Below are 21,788 nucleotides of genomic sequence, written 5' to 3'. Positions count from 1 at the left end.
AACATTCGTATATAATAAATGAGAACTATGAAAGGATGTAGCATAATGACTAATAAACAAGTTGGTGGGCTTATCGTTATGTTTGGCGCTGCTGGAGACTTAGCGCGTCGTAAACTTTACCCATCTTTATTCCGCTTATATCAACGCCAATTACTATCTGAAAACTTTGCCCTATTAGGTAACTCACGTCGTGAATGGTCTGACGACTATTTCCGCGAGATTGTTTTAGATTCGATTAGTGATCAAAAAGCTGACGAAACCACTGTAAATAATTTTATTCAACATTTCTTCTACGTATCACATGATGCAACCAAAGCCGAAGATTATGATAACTTAAAGACTTCAATGGATAAATTAGCTGAAGAATTCAATACTGGTGGCAAGAATCTTTATTACCTTTCAACTGCCCCATCCATCTTCCCTGATATTACCAAAGGTCTAAAAGATGCTGGCATCGTAACCGATGGTGGTACCCACCGTGTAATCCTTGAAAAACCATTTGGTACTGACTTAGCATCAGCTGGTGAATTAAACAAGGCCTTAGAAATATCTTTCGATGAAAAAGATATTTACCGAATTGACCACTATCTTGGTAAAGAAATGGTACAAAACATCCTTACAACGCGTTACTTCAACCCTGTAGTTGAAGCCATGTTAAATAGCCAATATGTCTCAAACATCCAAATTACCCTAGCTGAAGATATGCCAGTTGGTACTCGTGGTGGTTATTATGACAAATCTGGTGCCATTCGTGACATGTTCCAAAACCACATTTTACAAGTAGCAACATTGTTAGGTATGGAATTGCCTGAAAACTTGGATCAAGATGCTGTACATGCAAGTAAACTAGCCTTCATGAAAGAGATTGCTTCTTTCACACCAGAACAAACCGATAAACAAATGGTGCGTGCACAATACACTGCAAGTTCTGATGGTGAATTCATCAACTACTTAGATGAAAATGAAGTGGCCAAGGATTCAGTTACTGAAACCTACCTTGCTGGTTACTTCCAAGTCAATAATGACCGTTGGGGTAATGTGCCGTTCTACTTCAAAACGGGTAAAGCTTTGGCTGTTAAACACACCACTGTTGAAATCATCTTGAATGAAAAAGTAAATGAAGCTGATATTGCAAAACCATGCAATCCAGATCAAACACGCATTACTTTCAGTATTCAACCTGAAACCGGCATTGCCTTCCATTTGAATCAAAAATTACCAGGTGAAGCCCTAGCGCCAAACCTAGTAACTGTAAATTCAGATGTGGACGAATTAATTGCTGCCTATGTACCAGATGCATACGAAAAATTAATTTATGATGCCTTAATCGGTGACCAAACCAACTTCTCAACTTGGAATGAGCTTGCTGAACAATGGCGTATCGTTGATTCAATTATCGAAAACTGGAAAGACGACGGCATCACAAGTTTACCAACTTACGAAGGTAAATCACGTGGCCCTAAAGAAGCCGACGAGCTATTACGCCAAAACGGCCATTGCTGGGTTCAATAATACAATTACAAACAAAATGACGGTGCCTCTGCATCGCCTTTTTGTTTTGGCTTGATACTTCAAACGCTATAACATCATACAAAAAAGCCTGTACACTAGCTAGTTTCCTAGCCAATGCACAGGCTTATTTTTTTCACATCAATTCAATATTAGTCGTAAAAGTGTTCGCGACGGTAAGCGATGGCTACTTCGCCTAATTGCGCTAGTAATTCATCTTTTTCAGCTTCAGAGTACACATTAGCACCGGAAGCTTTTTCGTGGCCACCACCATCGTGTTGCGCAGCAATGTGGTTAATTGCTGGCCCTTTAGAACGGATACGGGCACGAATTTTTCCATCTGGTTGCTCAATAAAGTTTACCCAAGTGATCACACCTTCGATTGTCCCTGGAATTTGCACTACTTGATAAGTTTCATTCGCTGTTAAATCTAAGGATTGTAGCAAGTCTTGTGAAATGTAGACAGAGTTCACTGTACCTTGGGCAGATAATTTCATGTTTTGTAACACATAAGCTTGTAGACGGGCTTGGGAAATTGTTTGTGTATTTGATTCTTGCATCAAGTCAGATGCTGGGAAATCATAGCTTAACAATTGACCTGCAATCGCCATGGTTGTTGGCGTTGTATTGTCGTATAAGAAACGACCAGTATCCCCAACAATCCCTAAGAAGAAACATTTGGCTGCTTCATCATTCATTTTTAGGGCATTATCTTCGTCTAAAACGATAGAAGCCCATAATTCAGATGTAGATGAAATTTCAGGTTTCACAATCATGTAATCCCCGTAAGGATCTTCATTTGGATGGTGGTCAATTTTAACTAAAGTTGCACCCTTTTTGTAGCGTTGATCATCGATACGTGGGCGGTTAGCTGAATCATTCACGATAACTAAAGCATTTTTATATTTATCATCGTTGATGACATCCATATCCCCAAATTCAGCAAGGGAATCATCATCCAAACCGACAGCATAGATTTCCTTACCTGGGTATGTTTCTTCCAGTACAGCCTTTAAGCCCATTTGTGAACCCAAGGCATCGGGATCTGGGCGAACGTGACGGTGGATAATAATGACATCATGTTCATCGATTGCAGCTAATATTTTATCTAACATATTGACCTCTTTCTAAGTCCTAAAAATATCATTGGTATTTTTAATTTTGTAATTAATTGGTTAGTGATTTCACGCTGGCAAGTGCTTTGGTCATGACTTGTTTACCGTGGTAAATGGTCACATCAATTTCCATTGACCGGCGTGATACATCTAAGAATTCTAGTACAATGTCGATGGTACTTTGTAGTGGTACTAATTTCAAATTATATACCGTTACTTTGTCCACGACAATGGCTTTATCTTTGGTTTTCTTCACAAATTGCTTGATGGCAAGTTGAACAATGGCACTTTGTAAAGCATTGGACATCGCACCAAAGTCATTAGTTAAAGAAACGTCGCTCAAGAAACGGTAACGCGCCTTGCTAAAGTCATCTTGTGCGTCGACAAATTTTAACTTGTCTGCCAACAACATCTCGATGCGGTTTTCACTTTGCTCAGTTTGTTGGGTGTATTGTAATGTCCGAAGTACATCTTGACGCGATAAAATCCCTTGTAGGTATTCATCTTCATCAACGACGGGTAGAATTTCTAGCCCGTCCCAAATCATCATGTGGGTAATGCTGGCCACAGACATTGGTTTTTTCGCAGAAATAGGCGTAGCCGTCATGGCTTTGGATAAATGCGTTTCTGGGTCAAAGTCCAAAATATCTTTGGCGGTAATAATCCCCGCAAGTTTCCCATCAGGTTCACATACCGGAAAGCGCGTATGACCAGAGTCTTCAGATAACTGGCGGTAAGCGGTAATCGTATCCGTGGTATATAGGAATTGCGTTTGATTTAACGGGATATAAATATCTTCGACGAGTAGAATATCTTTTTGCATCGAACGCTCAATCATGGCCTTATTGATTAAAGTGGCCGTCGCGTAAGTATCGAAAGTAACACTCAATAGCGGCACTTCACGCTCGTTGGCAAGGTCCACGATTTCGTTACTTGGTTTGAAACCACCGGAAATCAGCACGGCGATGTCATTTTCCAAGGCGATACGTTGGATTTCCTCACGGTTACCAACGATCATCAAGGCATTGGGTTCGATATAACGGCGCATCCCGTCTGCTTCCATGGCCCCAATGATGAATTTGCGGACTTCATGGTCAAGTCCAGCGGCCCCACCTAGTACCTGGCAGTCAGTTACCTTAATAATTTCTTCGATGGTCAAATGTTGCATGCGGCGGTTTTCATTTTCTTCGACTCGCACAGTACCAACACGCTCCTTCGTTGCCACCAGATGAAGATTTTCAGCCGCTTTAATGGCACGATAGGCAGTACCCTCAGAAACCTTTAAATTACGGGCAATACTCCGCACCGAAATTCTGGCATCAATCGGTAAATTTTTAATATATTGAATAATTTGCTCATGTTTGGTAGCCATTTGCTTCGCTCCTCAGTTTATTGTCAGTCAACCAAACTAAAAAGCTTCTGGCTCAGTTTGATTGTCTTGATTTGGCTCTTGGTCATCCGACTGATCATCAGTCGTAACCGGTGAATCCTTCATTTTTTGGTCCTCATATAGATTCAAGCGGATATTTTCAAAGGTAATTTCAGTTAAATCGGACACGGTAATCCCTAGCAGACGCACCCCTTTGGCCACGTCCCCGTATTCTTGCCACAAATCCGCCGCGTAAAAATAAATATCCGCCGAATCCTCAATGGGATCCACCAAGGACCGCTGCCGCGTGACCGTATTGAAATCCGCATCACGGAACTTCACGGTCACCACTTTTCCATGCATGCCCTTATCTTTCAAGGCCTTGCTGACACTAGCCGCTAGCTTGCGGAGAATTTCTTCGACTTCACCTTCGTGGTAGAGAAATGGGTAAAAAGTACGTTCCTTACCAATCGATTTCCGTACCCTTGACACTTTTACAGGACGGTTATCAACCCCGCGCACACGTTCATACAAAGCTAAGCCGGCCTTGCCGAAATATTGGATGCACTCATCTTGGGATAATTTCTTCAGGTCTGCACCCGTGTAGATGCCCAGATCATGCATTTTTTCCGCCGACCTCGTCCCTACACCATAATAATCCTCGATGGGCAGTTGCTCCAAGAAAGGAATGGCGCGTTTGGGGGTAATGATGGTCATTCCAAATGGTTTTTGGTAGTCGGAGGCCAATTTGGCAATGAATTTATTGTAAGACACGCCGATGGAGCAGGTTAAATTTAGCTCCTTGTAGATGGCAGTTTGAATTTCCTTTGCGACATCCATGGCATAGGGTAAACCCATTTTATTTTCCGTCACATCTAGGATGGCCTCATCGATGGATAGCGGCTCGATGATGTCGGTATAACGTTTAAAAATCGCGCGGACCTGTTGCGATACCTCGCGATATTTTTCGTAGTTACCGGAAACGAAGATTCCTTGCGGACACAAACGATATGCTTCCGCCGCCGACATAGCCGAATGAACACCAAATTTTCTGGCTTCATATGATGCCGTCGATACGACACCCTTCCCTGAATTCTCCTTGGGGTGGCGGGCAATAATCACTGGTTTCCCACGATATTCTGGGTTATCCCGTTGCTCGATTGAGGCGAAGAAGGCGTCCATATCCACATGTAATATTTTCCGCGACCCATCGATTACTGGATCATCAAAAGACAATATTCCAATTGTACGCACGCGCTCCCCTCCTTCAAAAAATTACCCGGGCGAAGGTGAAAAAATTAGTCCTTCTCAACAAAGACATTCACGGTTGCTTTAGGGTTTAACACAACGGTTTCCCCTTTACGTGCAATCGTGTATGAATTGTCAAAGTTTTCAATTTCTTCGACAGTATATTTCTTATCTAATTTAATTTCTAATTTATCTAAGTATGTTAAAAGGTCACGGTCATCCGTTACACGTTTAATCTTGAATTTATCACCCACAGCTAAATCTGCCAAAGGCGTTGTTGCTTCTGGTGCAGCTTCTCCGTCTTTATTCGGAATCGCACCGCCATGTGGACAATATGTTGGATTACCTAAAAATGCATCTAGGCTATCAACAAATAATTCTGAACCAGCATGTTCCAACTGTTCAGCCTCTTCGTGGACTTGATCCCAGTTATAGCCAAGTTTTTCATACAAGAACATTTCCCAAATACGGTGACGTCTCACTAATGATGCACCCATTTTGGTACCTTCTTCAGTTAATTGTACACCTTGATAGGGAATGTAAGTAACCCATCCCTCATCTTGTAACTTGCTGATCATTTCAGTAACGGATGCCGCTGAAATATTCAATGCCTCACTAATCGCCTTGTTCCCAACACGTTCAGCTTGACCACCAAACTCAAAAATAACTTTCATGTAATCTTCTCTACTTTTAGACATGACTATCACCTTTCCACTCTCTATTTACTAACATTATTATACCTTAAATTTAGGCTAAAAAGGAAAAAGGCACGCTTTTTTTATAGTTATACCTAAAAAAAATTTTTAGATAGGATGAGAGAAAAGCGTTCAGCCCTCAACCAGTGGAAGATTAGTGCCTATATCACATATGACCACCCCATATATGAAATTTTTACCCTTTTTGTCACTTATAGATATTCATTTATGAATAATCAGCCTAATTATCACAAATAAAAGTCCATAAATGATAAGCACAGCAAAAGCATCATTTATGGACTCTTATATATGAATTTTAGCGAGCTTTCGTATCATATGAGATTTCATAAATGATAAATTTACACCTTTTGTCACAAATGACCATTTTATTTGTGAATCACCCGTTTTAAACAAAATCAAATAGATCTTATCAAAAGGTAGAGGGCTTCACGCCCTCCTACATTTCGATTACTTCCTTAGCATAATTGCATTTAGACAACGCCATTGCACTCCAGCTGATTGCCCTTTTACTAACCTATCAATTTTATGAGGGGCATTGCATAACGACAACAAATATACATTTATTTAATTAACCTACTCCTCAAAAACCAACAGATACGCAATATAAACCCGCAGGCGGAAGTGTATGTCCTTTAGCCGTGAAAAAGGATGAAATCGAGACCGTGGCTCGATTTCAAGACCGGAGACCTCGGCTCCAGTCGGTCCTACGGCTTTTAAAGGACTATACACGACAAGCCGAAGGCTCAAGACCCCCATCAATTATACACAGTCAAAGACACACCAATATTCATCCGAAGGATAGCAACCCCCATTTTCCCAAAACAAAAAGCCCAGGACACAAGATCCCAGGCAATCAACAACATGATTATAATAAATCTTTGATATTCATTTCCTCTAAAGGCGGAACATCATAAACCGTTGCTTGTAACTTTGCATAGTCAAAGTAATCATTTGCATGCAGCTGTTGCACACGCTTGATGCGGTCAGAAAACTTCTTCGGCGCTTCCCGTTTCCATGCAAACTCTCTATAATATTCCTCAATGTCCTGCCATTCGATCCCATTATACCCTTGCTTCTTGAGACTGTGAGATTTTGATAGGAACCATGGTCGAAGACAGAGGAACTCGAAGTTCGAAACTTTCATATTGGCCTCCGTAACGAAAGGTTCAATCATTTTGATGTCTAGTCAAAAACCGACCGACAATTATTTTTGATCGTCCTCTGCTTGGTCACCTGTATGAGTAGTATCAGTATCTTCTACTAAAGAAGCTTCAGCATGTGCTTGCTCTTCAGCAGCATCGCTAATGATATCATTCACTGCAGCAGTATCCATTGGGTCAGCTTTGCTCGTACGCGCAATCGCACGACGGTCAAAGATCAAGAAAACACCTTCACAGTTTAAGGTAATGGTATTTTTCACTTCGTCGATTTCAGCAATCACACCATGTAAACCACCAATAGTAACCGCAGTATCACCTACAGCCATACTAGCCATCATGTCTTGAGTTGCTTTTTGACGTTTTTGTTGTGGACGGATTAACATGAAATACATCAACCCAACTAAAACGATAATATATAATACTGTACCCATTGAATAAAAACCTCCTGAAATTCTCTAATTTGTAATTTTCATAACTTTTTAATTGTAGCACTATCCTACCATAAAACCGACCATTTGTGCATAAAATACGGGTTGGAAATATGGAAAATTGTAGCCACTTTCACATCCGCTCAAATCTTTTGTGAAAAGGACGGCCTCTCGCCTAGAAATTAGACTTTTTGACTTCACCGTAATAACGTAAGAAGAATTCATCTCTAAAGTCTAACAGGCGGTCTTCACGGATAGCTTCCTTGATTTGTTCCATCAAGTTGATCAAGAAATGCAAGTTATGAATAGACGTCAAACGAATACCAAAAGTCTCGTTTGTTTTAATTAAATGACGAATATATGCTCTTGAATAGTTACGACAAGTGTAGCAATCGCACTCTGGATCAAGTGGTGTAAAGTCACGTGCATATTGTGCATTCTTAATGACAACACGACCTTGGCTAGTCATTGTAGTACCATTACGCGCAATACGTGTTGGTAATACACAGTCAAACATGTCGACACCACGGATAACACCCTCAATCAAGGCATCCGGACTACCCACACCCATCAAGTAACGCGGTTTATTTTCCGGCATTACAGGTGTTAAATAATCCAACACTTCATACATATCTTCCTTAGATTCACCCACAGATAACCCACCAATAGAGTAACCAGGGAAATCCAATGAAATCATGTCTTTAGCATGTTGTAAACGTAAATCCTTGTATCCAGCACCCTGTAAAATACCGAATAAAGCTTGGTCATTCGAACGTTCATGCGCCTTCAAACCACGTTCAGCCCAGTGTGTTGTACGGTTGATTGAATTTTTCACATAATCATAATCATGGTTGAAATCTGGACACTCATCAAAAGACATGATGATATCCGCACCTAAATTATTCTCAATTTGAATCGCCTTTTCAGGAGACAAGAACAACTTCTTCCCATCTAAATGAGATTTAAAAGTTACCCCTTCCTCTTCAATCTTACGCGTATCCGCCAATGAGAAAACTTGGAATCCACCTGAATCCGTTAAAATTGGCTTGTCCCAGTTCATAAACTTATGCAAACCACCGGCTTCTTTGACCAAATCATCCCCTGGACGTAACCATAGATGATAGGTATTGGATAAAATGATTTGTGCGTTCATATCAGTTAACTCTTCTGGAGAGACAGACTTAACCGTTGCTAGCGTACCTACAGGCATAAACACAGGTGTTTCAATTGAACCATGTGGGGTTTCAACTGTACCTAGACGTGCCCCAGTATGCTTTTCTTTCTTGTGTAACGTAAAATTTAATGCACTACTCGTCATTGCAGAACCTTCCTTCTAGTGATAATTACCACCTACAAAAAGATCACATTGACCTTTTGCACGCGTATTTTGATGTAGGCGATGGCTATCGCCATACGTGAATATCCGAAACTGAATGCCTCAGCTTCCGTAACTTGCTTCATTGTATAAATAAATATTGACAACTCAACAATGTTACCACGCTTCAAACGTGCAAGCAAGTGGGAAAGCAAAAGGAATTGCACCCTACCACCTGATAGGCATTAGTCTAAACTAGCTTCAGTGTTACTTAAATCCGTTTTGACTTGTTCGGCTACTTCATCCACATCACTCGCTAAGTATTGGCACTCTACGGCTACCGGAATGGCTGGATCAACCAATTTTAGAATGCTGGTAATATCTACATCCCCCACTGATAATCCCGCTAATGACGCTTGTGTTGCTTCTTCCACTTGTTTTAAATGCATATAGTGAATATATGGCAAAACGTTTTTGACAGCTTCAACCGGATCTTCTTGGAAAAATAAGAAGTTCCCTACATCAAAGCACATACCAACTTGGTCATTGCCATACGTTTCAAGGAAGCCTTTGAAATAATCACTAGACCCCATTTCCGGTGTATTGTCGTTTTCCAACACGATAACCACACCTGTTGTCGCAATCTTGTCGTTGACAACAACCATGTCATCGGCAACAGTTGCAGGGTCATATCGACCCAAATTGATTTTCAATTGTACAGCACCCACTGCTTGTGCTAAAGCTAGGAACTCATCTAGCTTGGCGTTTAATTTACCCGCTTCAAATAAAGGTGCCGGTATGGATAAAAATACCTTCAAGCCCAGGTCGCGGCTAGTGGTTTTGAGGTCGCGTAATTCTTCTTCACTGCCATCAAAGTACTCGCTACGAAGCTCAACTGTTTGAAAACCAGTTTCGTGAATTGATTGCAGCATGTCTAATTGACCAAAATTATCATTTTTTACCAAATCACCATATGCAATTGTGTTTAATACCCAGTTCATTTATACACTCATCCTATCTGTATGTTGATTGCGAAAAAAGGAGCCCAAGGGTGTTGTTCCTAGGCTCCAATCGTAGGCGCTTGCTATTTTCTTGTTGCGGTGCTTACGTTAACCGCGTTTTGCCAAGGGTTTGTCTAATATTTCTTTCAATAATATACCGCGTTTGATTTCACTTTTGTTGGTTAAGCCCAATTTGGCGGCCGTTGATTTGGCCTTAGTATTGGTTGATGCGGTCAATTCAAATGCCTGACCGCCTTCGTCCATGTGGGCAAACAATTTGTCCAATTCCTTGTTTAATTGTTGGGATTCCTGTTCAAATGTGGCATCCATTTGTTCCAAAGCACTTGATAAATCGCGATCGACTCTGTCCATTTCACGGTCAAAGTAACCCTCGTCACTCATACCGATTTCAAGTGGCATACCTTCAAGTGACTCGCCTTCCAGAGAAGCAATACTGTCTTCATAGGATTCGCCCTCACCAAAAGCTGTTACTTGGGCGGTATCCGCGACTTTTGTGTTCGTCGCCTTACTTATGCGTTCTGGACGATTGGTCTTAGCCGCATTTCTAGGTTCACTCAGATCCATAGGTCTATTTACCTTACCGGTCGCACGCCCTTTGGCCACCTCTTCTTCAACAAGTGCTTTCCACTCATCAACTAGTTGATTAAAAGGATTGGTCGAGCGTTTACGATTCGATGTTCGCGTTTGTACTGGCGACTCACTACGATTTGGATTCACCTGTGTTGATTCTTTCACACGTTTTTCAGCACGCTTTTTATTCCCGTCGCCAATGAAGGCCCAAATGATCCCAATGATTAAAAAGACGAGCGTTATATCCATTATTGCTCACCTGTCTTTGTATCAGATTCTCCTTCAGATAAACTTTCACGCATTTTCGTATCAGCTTGAATATTTTGCATATTGTAGTAGTCCATTACCCCAATTTTACCTGTTCTAAAGGCTTCCGCAATAGCTTGTGGAATTAAGGATTGCGCTTCCACTACTTTAGCGCGCATCTCTTGCGTCTTGGCAATATTTTCTTGCTCTTGGGCAACCGCCATGGCACGACGTTCTTCGGCTTTGGCTTGGGCAATTCGTTTGTCCGCCTCTGCTTGTTCCGCTTGTAGTTTAGCACCGATGTTACGGCCAACATCCACGTCCGCAATATCAATGGATAGAATTTCAAAGGCCGTACCTGAATCTAGCCCCTTACGTAAAATCGTTTGTGAGATCGCATCTGGATTTTCAAGGACGATAGAGTGGGTCGCTGAAGACCCTACAGTTGTAACAATCCCCTCACCTACACGCGCGATGATGGTTGATTCACCAGCACCCCCGACAAGGCGTTCAATGTTCGCTCTCACGGTAACCTTAGCCTTAGCGCGAACCTCGATCCCGTTCATAGCCACGGCTGCGACAATCGGCGTTTCGATTACCTTAGGGTTTACAGACATTTTTACAGCTTCAAACACATCACGACCAGCTAAGTCGATGGCAGCTGCTTGTTCAAATTCCAAATCAATATTGGCACGTTGGGCTGCAATCAATGCATCCACCACCATATTGATATCCCCACCCGCTAGGTAATGGGCTTCTAAATCATTTAAATTGATGGTTAATCCAGCTTTCGTCGCCTTAATTAACGGTTTGACGATATGAATTGGATTTACCCGACGTAGGCGCATTCCGACTAAATCGCCGATGCCGACCTGCACACCAGAGAAATAAGCCGTAACCCATAGTCCAACTGGCACAAATGTAAAGAATAGCACCAATAAAATGATGATTACAAAGGCCAAGAGTAAAAGCCCGATGAGTCCTGAAATGTTAGTGTCCATGTGTACTCCTCCTTACGAAAAGTTGATTATTGCGAATAGTAACAACCGTAACCGATTCATCAGCACCAATAATTTCATTGTCGCTGACAACTTCTAAAATTTGACCATTGGGAAAAGTAGCTTTTCCGGTGGGCCGTAACGGCGTAATCGTCACCGCAGCTTGTCCCATGTAAGCTTGCATATCCACTGTCTGCGACTGAAAACCACGTTCTTTATTGAGGGCATTGTGCAACACGATTTTCTCATTGAAGGGCATCTTATAACCTAGCTTGACCAAGATATAGAATGTAACGATACCAACCAAGGCACCAATGACAATATCAATCAAGCCGGCCGCAAAACTACCATTTTGACCAACCATGCCACCTGCACCAAAAAGAAGCCCTAAAACACCCAATATCCCATAAGTCGGCAGGAAAATTTCCGCGATTACCAAAATCGTCCCCACCGCAAACATGATTAAGGATAACCATGACCCCGTTTCTGAAAGTGAAAAATAACCCAAGAAGGCTGCCACACTCACAATACCACCGATCATATAGTGACGTGTCATCAACCCAGCAATAAGTGCTAGAATACCGATTGAAAAAATGACCGTTTCCAACGATGCCACCTCCGTTTCTCTAACACTATTTTAACACACCAAGAAAATGCTTACACTACGAAACGAGTTTATTTATAGGATGTGACAATTAGCGCTTAGACCCAAACACTGGAAGACTATAGCAGTGACGCACACAGTGTGGCGCAATATAGTCTGAAGTGGAGTTGGGTATGCTAATTGGAGCTCAACTTTATAGGATGTGACAATTAGCGCTTAGACCCAAACACTGGAAGACTATAGCAGTGACGCACGCAGTGTGGCGCAATATAGTCTGAAGTGGAGTTGGGTATGCTAATTGGAGCTCAACTTTATAGGATGTGAGAGCCGACGGTCAGAAAGCCACCAGTGGAAGATATAGACGTGTCATTTGAAGAATAATCTTCCTAACCCCCAACAATGTATATATACGCTTCAAAAAATACGCTATTTGGTTCTTTCAATGCCTTGTGTGACTTTTTATGAGAAAAAATGATTCTTAAAATGCTTCGAAAGAACCAACTTCAAATAATGAAATCACAAAAGCTTCTGTGTGAACCATTTTTTCTCATTTTTGAAACTACAGCACCTCCAAGTAGCCAAATAGCGTTTATTTATATTGGGATATATACAATCTTACTTATAAAAGATTTTAAGTATGAAAAAACCCCTGCCGGCTGCGCGACAGGGGTTTATCCTTATTATTCCTTCAATTAATCAATGGCATTATTTTCAATGACACCCTTATACCAATAGAAGGAATCTTTACGCATTCTTTCTAGACTACCATTGCCTTCATCATCTTGATCAACATAGATGAAGCCATATCTTTTTGACATTTGTGATGTACTTGCACTCACCAAATCAATTGGACCCCAAGAGGTATAACCGAATAAATCGACACCTTCCTCAATTGCTTCCCACATTTGTTCAAAATGCTCTTGGAAATATTTGATACGGTATGGGTCGTGAATTTGCCCATCTTCCACAACATCCTTGGCACCCATACCATTTTCCACAATCATCAATGGTTTCTTATAGCGGTCGTATAGCTCAATTAATGAAATTTTCAAGCCTTTAGGGTCAATTTGCCAACCCCATTCAGTAGCTGGTAAATATGGATTCTTCACCCCAACGATGGTATTTCCAGGTGTCCGGTCAGCATCCGGATCAACCGATTCCGTCATAGACATATAGTAACTAAAGGAAATGAAGTCCACCGTATGTTCTTTCAATACTTTCAACTCTTCCTCAGTCATTTGAATATGAATCCCTTGACGTTCAAGTTGACTCAAAATCAATTTTGGATACTCACCAAAAACTTGAACATCTGAGTAGAAATAATTTTCCAAATTTTTCTTCAACGTTGCTTCAACATCTTCCGGTTTTGGCGTCAAAGGATACGTGGTTAATTTTGTAATCATACAACCTACTTGGCTACCTTGAATAATTTCATGACATAATTTCGTCACTATCGCTGAAGCTACAAACTGATGGTGCAAAGCTTGGTAAATCTCTTGTTTTTCTTTTCCTGGCGTTAATTTATCATTCACAATACCCGCTGTCGTAAAGGGATGGCGATGAATACTGTCGATTTCATTAAATGTCAGCCAATACTTCACATAGTCCTTATATCTATTAAAGCAAGCCGTCGAAAAACGCACAAAATCATCAATAACAGTACGTGATACCCATCCATTATATTTATTGCTTAAGGTCAATGGCATTTCGTAATGCGACAAAGTTACAATCGGTTCAATATTCAAGCGTTTCATCTCTTTAAAAACATTCTCGTAGAATTGTAAGCCTAACTCATTGGGTTCACTTTCTTCTCCCGTGGGAAAAATACGGCTCCAAGCAATAGACAAACGCAACGTTTTAAAGCCCATCTCAGCAAACAAGGCTAAATCCTCCTTGTAGTGATGGTAAAAATCAATCCCCCTACGTTTTGGATAATCCTTGTCACTCGTGTCTTTTCTCGCTTTATCGATAAATTCGCTCGTAATATTCACATGCTTGGCATAGTCCTGATTATCAACATTAGGCTTATAGGTAGCCATATCCGCTACCGACAAACCCTTACCATCAACATTCCACGCACCTTCAACTTGATTCGCTGCAATTGCGCCGCCCCACATGAAATTATCTGGAAATTTTCTACTCATTCTTCGTGAACCCCCTGATCTGATGTAAAAATAGCTACCATTTTGTAAACGTTATCATAAATATATCCTAATCTTTTATAAGAATGACTTCAACAAAAAATACTTTCACTTATTAGCACCCTAGCTTCTCACTTAGTTTCATCAAACTAAAGCTTAATTTTATATGATAAAATAGATAATAAACGCATTTTTAGGAGGCGAAGCTTATGAACAAAAAGGACATTAACCATAAGGGTACTCAGGATGATCATTCTTTTCGTAATGTATATAAGATTGAGCTAAGTGGTTTACTGGGGAATAATTATGATGAACTTGATGAAGATAACCTTACTTTTAGCATCAAAGGTTTTCTTTTAAAAGCAGTCGTATTTATCATTACTGCTACCTTATGCTTTTTCCTTTTTAAAGAAAAAATGTGGTCCACTGATACCCGCACGGCCGTGGTATATTCCTTAGGATTTCTAGGCTCAACCTTAGCTATCTGTTTCATCGCCAATTCTATAATTGATTGGTTCATTCATAAAAAGAGGAAATAACAAAAAAAGCGAGCAAGTCCTGTTTTTAGGAATTACTCGCTTGTCTATTCTATTTAAGGTTTTATCCTTTGCTTATTATGCTTCTACCATGTCAGTGACATCAAATTTGATTTCATGATTGTCATCAAGCGTGATATTCACATGTTGTTGTTTGTTGATTTTGCCTGCAATGATGGCACGTGCTACTGGGGTTTCTACACGGTTAGTGATGAAACGACGTAATGGACGTGCACCAAATTGTGGATCGTAGGCTGTATCACCAATCCATTGAACTAATTCATCGCTGAATGTTACTTCAATTTCTTGGCTAGCTAAACGGTCACCCAATTGAGCTAACATCTTGCGAACGATACCGCCCATATCAGCTTGTGATAATGGTCTGAATAGGATGGTGTCATCGATACGGTTCAAGAATTCTGGTCTGAAGTGCATTCTTAATGCATTTTGAACAGCTTCGCGTGCTTCGTCATCGATTTGACCATTTTCATCTGTACCGTCTAACAAGGCATCTGAACCCAAGTTACTTGTCATGATGATGATAGTATTCTTGAAGTCTACAATACGACCTTGAGAGTCAGTTAAACGACCATCATCTAAGATTTGTAACAAGATATTGAATACATCTGGATGGGCTTTTTCCACTTCGTCTAATAAGACAACTGTGTATGGATTACGACGTACGGCTTCAGTCAATTGACCGCCTTCTTCGTAACCAATGTAACCAGGGGCTGCACCGATTAAACGCGTTACGTTGATTTTATCCATGTATTCACTCATGTCTAAACGAACCATGTTGTTTTCAGAGTCGAACATAGCTTCAGCTAAGGCTTTTGCTAATTCAGTCTTACCAACACCAGTAGGTCCTAAGAATAGGAATGAACCTAATGGACGGTTAGGGTCTTGGATACCCGCACGTGAACGTAATACAGCATTTGTAACACTTTCTACGGCTTCATCTTGACCAACGACACGCATATGTAAGGTATCATCTAGGTGAAGTAATTTTTCACGTTCAGTTTCCACTAATTTGGTTACTGGAATACCAGTTACACGTGATACAACGGCTGCGATTGAATCTTCTGTAACGGATTCTTCTACCAAGCGTTGTGATGCATTGTCTGCATGTTCATGGTAGGCTTTTTCCATTTCAGCTAATTCATGTTCCAATTGTGGAATGACCGCATGTTGTAACTTAGCAGCTTCTTCTAGATTGTAGTCATTTTCCGCTACTTCTAAGGCATGTTTTGCATCGTCAATGGCTTGACGTTTTTCGTTAATATCAGACATGCCACCTTTTTCCACTTGCCATTGCATGGTCAATTGGTTGGTTTTTTCACGGACTTCAGCTAATTCTTCTTGAAGTTCAGCCAAACGACGTTTACTTGCTTCGTCTGTTTCTTCAGATAAGGCTTTTTCTTCAATTTCCAATTGGATCAAACGACGACGTTCTTGGTCTAATTCAGTTGGCAATGAGTTCATTTGTACACGAATTTCGGCACTAGCTTCATCGATTAAGTCTAAGGCTTTATCTGGTAAGAAGCGGTCTGTGATATAACGGTCAGACAATTCAGCCGCAGCTACTAGGGCTTGGTCATGAATGGTTACTTGATGGTGCAATTCATAACGTTCTTTTAAGCCACGTAGGATAGAAATCGTGTCGTCTACAGTTGGTTCTTTCACCAATACACGTTGGAAACGACGTTCTAGTGCTTTGTCTTTTTCCATATATTGACGATATTCATCTAAGGTTGTTGCACCGATTAAATGCAATTCACCACGTGCCAACATTGGTTTCAACAAGTTACCGGCATCCATAGAACCTTCTGTTTTACCAGCACCCACGATATTGTGGATTTCATCGATGAAGAGGATAATACGGCCGTCAGCCTTTTTCACTTCATTCAATACTGATTTCAAACGTTCTTCGAATTCACCACGATATTTAGCACCGGAAATTAAAGAACCCATATCTAATGAATAGATGGTTTTATCTTGTAAGTTATCAGGTACGTCTTTGCGGACGATACGTTGCGCTAAACCTTCAACAATTGCGGTTTTACCAACACCTGGTTCACCAATTAAGACTGGGTTATTTTTTGATTTACGAGATAAAATACGAATGACATCACGAATTTCTTCGTCACGTCCGATAATCGGATCCATTTTACCTGCACGAACTTGTTCAACCAAGTCCACCCCATATTTTTCTAGGGCTTCATAATTTTCTTCTGCTTGTTTAGAAGTCACACGATCACCTTTTCTCAAGTCAGCGATTTTGTCGACGACATCTTTTTCTTTAATATTGTGGGCTTTGAACCATTTCGCTAATTCTGTATAAGAAAGGTCAAAGATTGCGGCTAAAACCATTTCTGTTGCTAAAAATTCATCGCCATTTTTTTCTGCACGTTTTTGTGCTTTTTGAATTAATTCACCAAAACCACGCGATACGCCTTGTCCATATTGAACATTGCCACCTTCTACGACTGGAATTGCGTCTAATTCTTTATTTAATTCTGTTGTTAAATCTGCCATTGGAACGTTTAAGTCTTCATAAAAGTCATAAGCAAAGTTACCAGGTTGCACTAGCGCTGTAAACATATGGGGAATCCCAATTTCTTGATGTTTACGGGTAATTGCAATTTGTTGTGCATTTGCGATGGCCTCTTGTAAGGTTGTAGTCATTTCCATATTTGCCATAACACATCTCTCCTTTTTGCTTTATGTATATATTATAACAGTTTGGTCAGGATTGGTCAAACAATATTTTTTACTTTTAACTTATATTTTTTCACAGCGTAAATCTTGCCATATCAAGCTTACGCCAACTTTTGTCAAAAGTAAAAAATTAGAAGTCAATGTTTGACCATTTGCTTTCTTTGACCAATTGGATATGACGTACATCCTCCCATAAAACCTTCCTACTCCCCAACATAAAGTAGAAATAATTTGCCTCGCCGTGAAACCAACCGTCGATTTGATCTAGATATCTACCTAAATCATCCTTCAAAGATAACTGAATCGACACTGGATAATGCTTCAACCACGCCTCTTGTAAAACAGCATCAATTTGATTCCTTGTCATCTCAGGTAAAGGTACCGACACTTTGGCTGCATCCTTATGATTAGCGTGAATCCCTTTCACCAATTCATCCATGGCATAGGCTGTCGCCCATTTTAAGCCAAAAGGACGGTCCTCGTATTCGTTGTAAGGCACAAAATGTTTACGCGTGCGTGGATGCCGACTGCGCTTCAAGACCGAGATATGTTGATGTTCTTTGACAGCGGGGACTTCCCAAGGTTCAATGCGATTAAATTTTTTAGCCATGACCCTCACCTTCAATTCCGGCCATACCCCCTGCGTGACCACCCACTAAACTAGACCGTTCAATGGCACGACCACCTGTTTGTAAGGAGGACGCATAGACAACACTTTTAAAGCCGTATTTTTTGCGGATACGGTCCACAATATGGTCCACCTTGATTTTTTCCACTTGTTCATTTGAAGATTGGAATAAATCTAGTTGAACTGCTTGATGATAAACCAAGTTGCCACTATATAAGGAGATATGGCGGACTACTTGATGGTCATATAACAAGGATAATAAATATAAGGCTACTTGCGCGATGACTTTACTTTGATTGGTTGCGGTGACTTTCATTTGCTTGTGGACACCCCTTTTGCCATTACCATCGACATAATCCATCGAATAACCAATGCCTAAACCAATTACTTGGGCTTGTGCCCCAGCTCGTCTGAGTCTGGTCCCAATTTGGTCGGCCATTTCCTTGACGACGATTTCGATTTCGTCACGGTTGGTGTAGTCTCTGGGCAAGACTTGGCTGTTGCCGATGGACTTGTCTTTGCTGGCATAAGGGGTTCCGAGAAAAGACCGGTCTATCCCCCAAGCGTGGGCATATAATTGGCCACCAATGACCCCTAATTTATCTTTTAAAACAGGATAGGACGTGTGGGCAAGGTCGTAGACGGTATTAATGCCCATCCCTTTTAAACGGCGGGCTGTACGGTGACCGATGCCCCAGACCTCGGTGATATCGGGAATCTGCCATAAAGTGTCGGGTATATCTTCATAACGCCACTCGGCAATCATATCGCTCGTCTTTTTCGCCCCAACATCTAACGCTACCTTAGCTAGAAAAGGATTATCGCCAATGCCGATGGTCGTGTAAATGCCGGTTTCCTCGTAGACTTCTTGCTGAATTTTTTGGGCCATTTCGTAGGCACTCGACGCTTTAAATAATTTCATGGAATCGGTGATATCCAGAAAGCTTTCATCGACGCTATAGACGTGATGGTTGGCTTCGTCGACATAGCGTTTGTAGATTTTATTGATTTCCTGGTTTTTTTCCATGTACAGGCGCATGCGGGGTTGGGCGATTACCAAATCTTTCGGGTAAGGATAAGGTAGATCGCGGGCACGGGTAACGTTGGATATGTGATAGGCTTTTTTGGCAGCGGGGGAACTGGCTAATATCAGCCCAGAACCCCTGCTTTGACCACCTGTTTCGTCGTAATAGGACATGACCACTAGCTTGGTCGTTAAGGGATCTAACCCACGTTCGACAGCCTCCACTGACGCATAAAATGACTTACAGTCGATACATAAAATATCTCTACTTGGTTCTTTTGAGTAGTCGAATGACAAATTATTTGCAAACATCGTTAGCCCTCCTTCTCTTGGCCGATTGCAAAACGCGTTCGAAAAACCGAACGTATGTTCTATATAATAATAGAACGTGTGTTCGGTAAATTCAAGCCCTTTTTTATGAGAATTTTGCTAGTGCCGGCAAAAGCGAGTATTATCGCCCTTGATGAAGTTTATTTTTTTAGCGTTAAAAGTCGGACTGGGATATGCTACACTAATTTTATATATACTAAACGATATGAAATTGAAAGGATGGTGGCACAATGATGAAGGTCATGCTGGTGGAAGATGATATGGTGATTGCGCGGGAATTAGCCGCGAATTTGGAAAAATGGCAGTATCAAACCTATATTGTGTCAGACTTTGACCAGGTGGAGGCTGATGTTGTTCGGGAAGCGCCCCATCTGATTCTCATGGATTTGAATTTGCCGGCCTATAATGGTTTTTACTGGACAGACCGCATCCGGCGTCAGTCGAAGGTGCCAATTATCTTCATTTCGTCGGTTTCGGAGCCCATGGATATGATTATGGCCATGCAGATGGGGGCGGACGATTATATTACCAAACCGATTGATATGCAGCTGACGATCAGCAAGATTCAAGCTTTGCTGCGACGAACTTATGATTTTGCGGACCAATCTGCCGACCAACAGTTTGCCTTTGCGGGTGTGCGCTTGCAGCCAACGCAATCTGCGCTGACCTATCAGGGGCAAACGATTGATCTGACTTTTACGGAGTTGCAGATTCTGATTAGCCTCTTTCGTGATGCAGGGCAAGTCGTTACGCGCCACAGTATCCTTGATTTTTGTTGGCAAAACGATCAATTTATCGACGACAATACCTTGGCGGTGAATATGAGTCGCATCCGGAAAAAATTACGGTCTATCGGTCTGGATGACTTGATTGAAACGAAGAAGAATATGGGTTACCGGCTTGTGGACCCGCAAGCGACGGCGGATAATCCTTAGCTAAAGGAGGACAAGCATGCGCAATTTCATCAAAAAAGAGGGTTTTACCATTGTCTATATGGCTGTGGTTTTCATCCTGATTGCCCTCATTTTCCAATTATTTGACCTACCCATGGCCATCTATAGCATCATTTTCTGGCTCCTATTTATCCTATCTGTCATCTATTTGGCAGCCAAGGCAATTTACAGTCACCGCCAGTTGGATCTAAAGCATGAGAATGATTTGTTAAAAGCGCAACGCCTGACCGAGCACAATACTGCGGTGAATCAGCGTCGTAATATGGAAGAGTACTTTATCATGTGGGTACATCAAATGAAAACGCCCATTACCGCCAGCAAACTCCTGCTCGACAACACGGACGGTGAGGCGATTCCTGCCTTAAAACAGGAAATGGTTGCCATTGAAAACTACACCAACATGGCCCTAAATTATCTCAAGCTAACCAATCCTGACCGGGACATGACCTTTAGTCAAGTCGCCTTGGATGAAATGATTCGGCCCCTCATCAAGAAATATCGCACGCAATTTATCCATCAACAAGTCACTTTGCATTACGAGCTCTTGCATGTCCAAGTGGTGACTGAAGCCAATTTGACTAGCCTGATGATTGAACAGATTTTAAATAATGCCCTGAAATATACTGTAAATGGGGAAATTTGGATTAGCTTTGATGCTGACAAGCAAATCTTGTCGATTAAGGATACTGGCAAAGGCATCCAAGCCAGCGACTTGCCGAAGATTTTCGACAAGGGCTATGCCGGTTTCAATGGTCAATTGAATGAAAAATCATCCGGCTTAGGTTTGTATTTGGTCCAATTGGCGAGCCAACGCCTGCAACAACCCGTGACCGTGGCATCAACCGTGGGCCAAGGTAGCCAGTTCGACATCCATTTCCATCAACAGGATAAATAAATCATACGCGTACGACAAAAAATGCCGTAGATCCTAACACGACGTGACGGATTTACGACATTTTTGTATAAAATAAGGATGAGAGAACCGACGCTCAGAAAGCCACCGGTGGAAGACTATAGCAGTGACACACAGTGTGGCGCAATATAGTCTGAAGCGCAGGGCTTTCTGGAGGTTCGAACTCGACTATAGGATGTGAGCGCGGCGGGCGTTCAGGGCAGCTAGCACTGGAAGAGATAAATACCTGAACAATTCATACTTTT

At 41.4% G+C, this 21,788-nt stretch carries 19 protein-coding genes; 4 read left to right on the top strand and 15 right to left on the bottom strand.

What is annotated here, in order from left to right; all coding sequences use genetic code 11:
• Positions 1 to 45: 45 nt before the first annotated feature.
• The gene (gene zwf, locus EF384_RS01505) at positions 46 to 1,512 is read left to right on the top strand and encodes a glucose-6-phosphate dehydrogenase (RefSeq protein WP_233570001.1); all 1,467 of its coding nucleotides are present in this window, start codon (positions 46 to 48) and stop codon (positions 1,510 to 1,512) included.
• Between the two features lie 149 nt (positions 1,513 to 1,661).
• Here zwf and EF384_RS01500 read toward each other — a convergent pair whose 3' ends face one another.
• The 12 genes from EF384_RS01500 to EF384_RS01445 form a co-directional block, all read right to left on the bottom strand.
• The gene (locus EF384_RS01500) at positions 1,662 to 2,624 is read right to left on the bottom strand and encodes a DHH family phosphoesterase (protein WP_123779225.1); all 963 of its coding nucleotides are present in this window, start codon (positions 2,622 to 2,624) and stop codon (positions 1,662 to 1,664) included.
• Between the two features lie 52 nt (positions 2,625 to 2,676).
• On the bottom strand, positions 2,677 to 3,996 hold the full coding sequence (locus tag EF384_RS01495) for a DRTGG domain-containing protein (protein WP_123779224.1): 1,320 nt from the start codon (positions 3,994 to 3,996) through the stop codon (positions 2,677 to 2,679).
• Positions 3,997 to 4,032: 36 nt separating this feature from the next.
• Complete coding sequence (gene dinB, locus EF384_RS01490) at positions 4,033 to 5,247, bottom strand: DNA polymerase IV (protein WP_123779223.1); 1,215 nt, start codon at positions 5,245 to 5,247, stop codon at positions 4,033 to 4,035.
• A 44-nt stretch (positions 5,248 to 5,291) separates the two neighbouring features.
• Positions 5,292 to 5,939, bottom strand: coding sequence for a metal-dependent transcriptional regulator (locus tag EF384_RS01485; protein WP_123779222.1), 648 nt, complete (start codon positions 5,937 to 5,939; stop codon positions 5,292 to 5,294).
• An 883-nt stretch (positions 5,940 to 6,822) separates the two neighbouring features.
• The gene (locus EF384_RS01480) at positions 6,823 to 7,101 is read right to left on the bottom strand and encodes a post-transcriptional regulator (protein WP_233570000.1); all 279 of its coding nucleotides are present in this window, start codon (positions 7,099 to 7,101) and stop codon (positions 6,823 to 6,825) included.
• A gap of 60 nt (positions 7,102 to 7,161) precedes the next feature.
• Positions 7,162 to 7,548: a preprotein translocase subunit YajC gene (yajC, locus tag EF384_RS01475; protein ID WP_123779220.1), complete on the bottom strand. Its 387-nt coding sequence runs from the start codon at positions 7,546 to 7,548 to the stop codon at positions 7,162 to 7,164.
• Positions 7,549 to 7,720: 172 nt separating this feature from the next.
• Complete coding sequence (gene tgt / locus EF384_RS01470) at positions 7,721 to 8,863, bottom strand: tRNA guanosine(34) transglycosylase Tgt (RefSeq protein ID WP_123779219.1); 1,143 nt, start codon at positions 8,861 to 8,863, stop codon at positions 7,721 to 7,723.
• A gap of 242 nt (positions 8,864 to 9,105) precedes the next feature.
• A complete protein-coding gene (locus tag EF384_RS01465; protein WP_123779218.1) occupies positions 9,106 to 9,861 on the bottom strand; it encodes a sugar phosphate isomerase/epimerase family protein in 756 nt (251 codons plus the stop codon).
• A gap of 108 nt (positions 9,862 to 9,969) precedes the next feature.
• Positions 9,970 to 10,701, bottom strand: a complete 732-nt coding sequence (locus EF384_RS01460; protein ID WP_123779217.1) for a hypothetical protein — start codon at positions 10,699 to 10,701, stop codon at positions 9,970 to 9,972.
• Positions 10,701 to 11,699, bottom strand: coding sequence for a flotillin-like protein FloA (gene floA / locus EF384_RS01455; protein WP_123779216.1), 999 nt, complete (start codon positions 11,697 to 11,699; stop codon positions 10,701 to 10,703). Before floA ends, EF384_RS01460 begins: the two co-directional genes overlap by 1 nt.
• Positions 11,689 to 12,303: an NfeD family protein gene (locus tag EF384_RS01450; RefSeq protein WP_123779215.1), complete on the bottom strand. Its 615-nt coding sequence runs from the start codon at positions 12,301 to 12,303 to the stop codon at positions 11,689 to 11,691. The genes floA and EF384_RS01450 overlap by 11 nt, the downstream gene beginning before the upstream one ends.
• A 689-nt stretch (positions 12,304 to 12,992) precedes the next feature.
• Positions 12,993 to 14,444 (bottom strand): glycoside hydrolase family 1 protein, encoded by a 1,452-nt coding sequence (locus tag EF384_RS01445; RefSeq protein WP_123779214.1) that lies wholly within the window; start codon positions 14,442 to 14,444, stop codon positions 12,993 to 12,995.
• Positions 14,445 to 14,650: 206 nt separating this feature from the next.
• On the opposite strand from EF384_RS01445, the gene EF384_RS01440 reads away from it, so the two are divergent.
• Entirely contained in the window at positions 14,651 to 14,980 is a 330-nt protein-coding gene (locus EF384_RS01440) for a hypothetical protein (protein ID WP_123779213.1), read from the top strand.
• Between the two features lie 75 nt (positions 14,981 to 15,055).
• On the opposite strand, the gene clpB is transcribed toward EF384_RS01440, so the two are convergent.
• From clpB to EF384_RS01425, 3 genes are all read right to left on the bottom strand, one after another.
• Positions 15,056 to 17,677, bottom strand: coding sequence for an ATP-dependent chaperone ClpB (gene clpB / locus EF384_RS01435; RefSeq protein ID WP_123779212.1), 2,622 nt, complete (start codon positions 17,675 to 17,677; stop codon positions 15,056 to 15,058).
• Between the two features lie 148 nt (positions 17,678 to 17,825).
• Complete coding sequence (locus EF384_RS01430) at positions 17,826 to 18,305, bottom strand: hypothetical protein (protein ID WP_123779211.1); 480 nt, start codon at positions 18,303 to 18,305, stop codon at positions 17,826 to 17,828.
• Positions 18,298 to 19,659 (bottom strand): Y-family DNA polymerase, encoded by a 1,362-nt coding sequence (locus tag EF384_RS01425; RefSeq protein ID WP_123779210.1) that lies wholly within the window; start codon positions 19,657 to 19,659, stop codon positions 18,298 to 18,300. Before EF384_RS01425 ends, EF384_RS01430 begins: the two co-directional genes overlap by 8 nt.
• Before the next feature lie 248 nt (positions 19,660 to 19,907).
• On the opposite strand from EF384_RS01425, the gene EF384_RS01420 reads away from it, so the two are divergent.
• Together EF384_RS01420 and EF384_RS01415 are read left to right on the top strand one after the other, a co-directional pair.
• Positions 19,908 to 20,612, top strand: a complete 705-nt coding sequence (locus tag EF384_RS01420) for a response regulator transcription factor (protein ID WP_305000406.1) — start codon at positions 19,908 to 19,910, stop codon at positions 20,610 to 20,612.
• A 16-nt stretch (positions 20,613 to 20,628) separates the two neighbouring features.
• Complete coding sequence (locus EF384_RS01415) at positions 20,629 to 21,525, top strand: sensor histidine kinase (protein ID WP_123779209.1); 897 nt, start codon at positions 20,629 to 20,631, stop codon at positions 21,523 to 21,525.
• Positions 21,526 to 21,788 lie beyond the last annotated feature (263 nt).

The sequence above is a fragment of the Aerococcus agrisoli genome (assembly GCF_003797145.1).
Taxonomy (GTDB): Bacteria; Bacillota; Bacilli; order Lactobacillales; family Aerococcaceae; genus Aerococcus; species Aerococcus agrisoli.
The sequence above is the reverse complement of the archived record's forward strand: the minus strand, read 5'-3'. Positions and strand labels throughout refer to the sequence as shown.

Coding starts and splice junctions, on each gene's coding strand:
- zwf (WP_233570001.1), top strand. CDS start 46: ATGACTAATAAACAAGTTGGTGGGCTTATCGTTATGTTTGGCGCTGCT.
- EF384_RS01415 (WP_123779209.1), top strand. CDS start 20,629: ATGCGCAATTTCATCAAAAAAGAGGGTTTTACCATTGTCTATATGGCT.
- EF384_RS01465 (WP_123779218.1), bottom strand. CDS start 9,861: ATGAACTGGGTATTAAACACAATTGCATATGGTGATTTGGTAAAAAAT.
- clpB (WP_123779212.1), bottom strand. CDS start 17,677: ATGGCAAATATGGAAATGACTACAACCTTACAAGAGGCCATCGCAAAT.
- EF384_RS01425 (WP_123779210.1), bottom strand. CDS start 19,659: ATGTTTGCAAATAATTTGTCATTCGACTACTCAAAAGAACCAAGTAGA.
- EF384_RS01440 (WP_123779213.1), top strand. CDS start 14,651: ATGAACAAAAAGGACATTAACCATAAGGGTACTCAGGATGATCATTCT.
- EF384_RS01420 (WP_305000406.1), top strand. CDS start 19,908: ATGATGAAGGTCATGCTGGTGGAAGATGATATGGTGATTGCGCGGGAA.
- floA (WP_123779216.1), bottom strand. CDS start 11,699: ATGGACACTAACATTTCAGGACTCATCGGGCTTTTACTCTTGGCCTTT.
- EF384_RS01500 (WP_123779225.1), bottom strand. CDS start 2,624: ATGTTAGATAAAATATTAGCTGCAATCGATGAACATGATGTCATTATT.
- tgt (WP_123779219.1), bottom strand. CDS start 8,863: ATGACGAGTAGTGCATTAAATTTTACGTTACACAAGAAAGAAAAGCAT.
- EF384_RS01445 (WP_123779214.1), bottom strand. CDS start 14,444: ATGAGTAGAAAATTTCCAGATAATTTCATGTGGGGCGGCGCAATTGCA.
- yajC (WP_123779220.1), bottom strand. CDS start 7,548: ATGGGTACAGTATTATATATTATCGTTTTAGTTGGGTTGATGTATTTC.
- EF384_RS01485 (WP_123779222.1), bottom strand. CDS start 5,939: ATGTCTAAAAGTAGAGAAGATTACATGAAAGTTATTTTTGAGTTTGGT.
- EF384_RS01460 (WP_123779217.1), bottom strand. CDS start 10,701: ATGGATATAACGCTCGTCTTTTTAATCATTGGGATCATTTGGGCCTTC.
- EF384_RS01430 (WP_123779211.1), bottom strand. CDS start 18,305: ATGGCTAAAAAATTTAATCGCATTGAACCTTGGGAAGTCCCCGCTGTC.
- EF384_RS01495 (WP_123779224.1), bottom strand. CDS start 3,996: ATGGCTACCAAACATGAGCAAATTATTCAATATATTAAAAATTTACCG.
- EF384_RS01480 (WP_233570000.1), bottom strand. CDS start 7,101: ATGAAAGTTTCGAACTTCGAGTTCCTCTGTCTTCGACCATGGTTCCTA.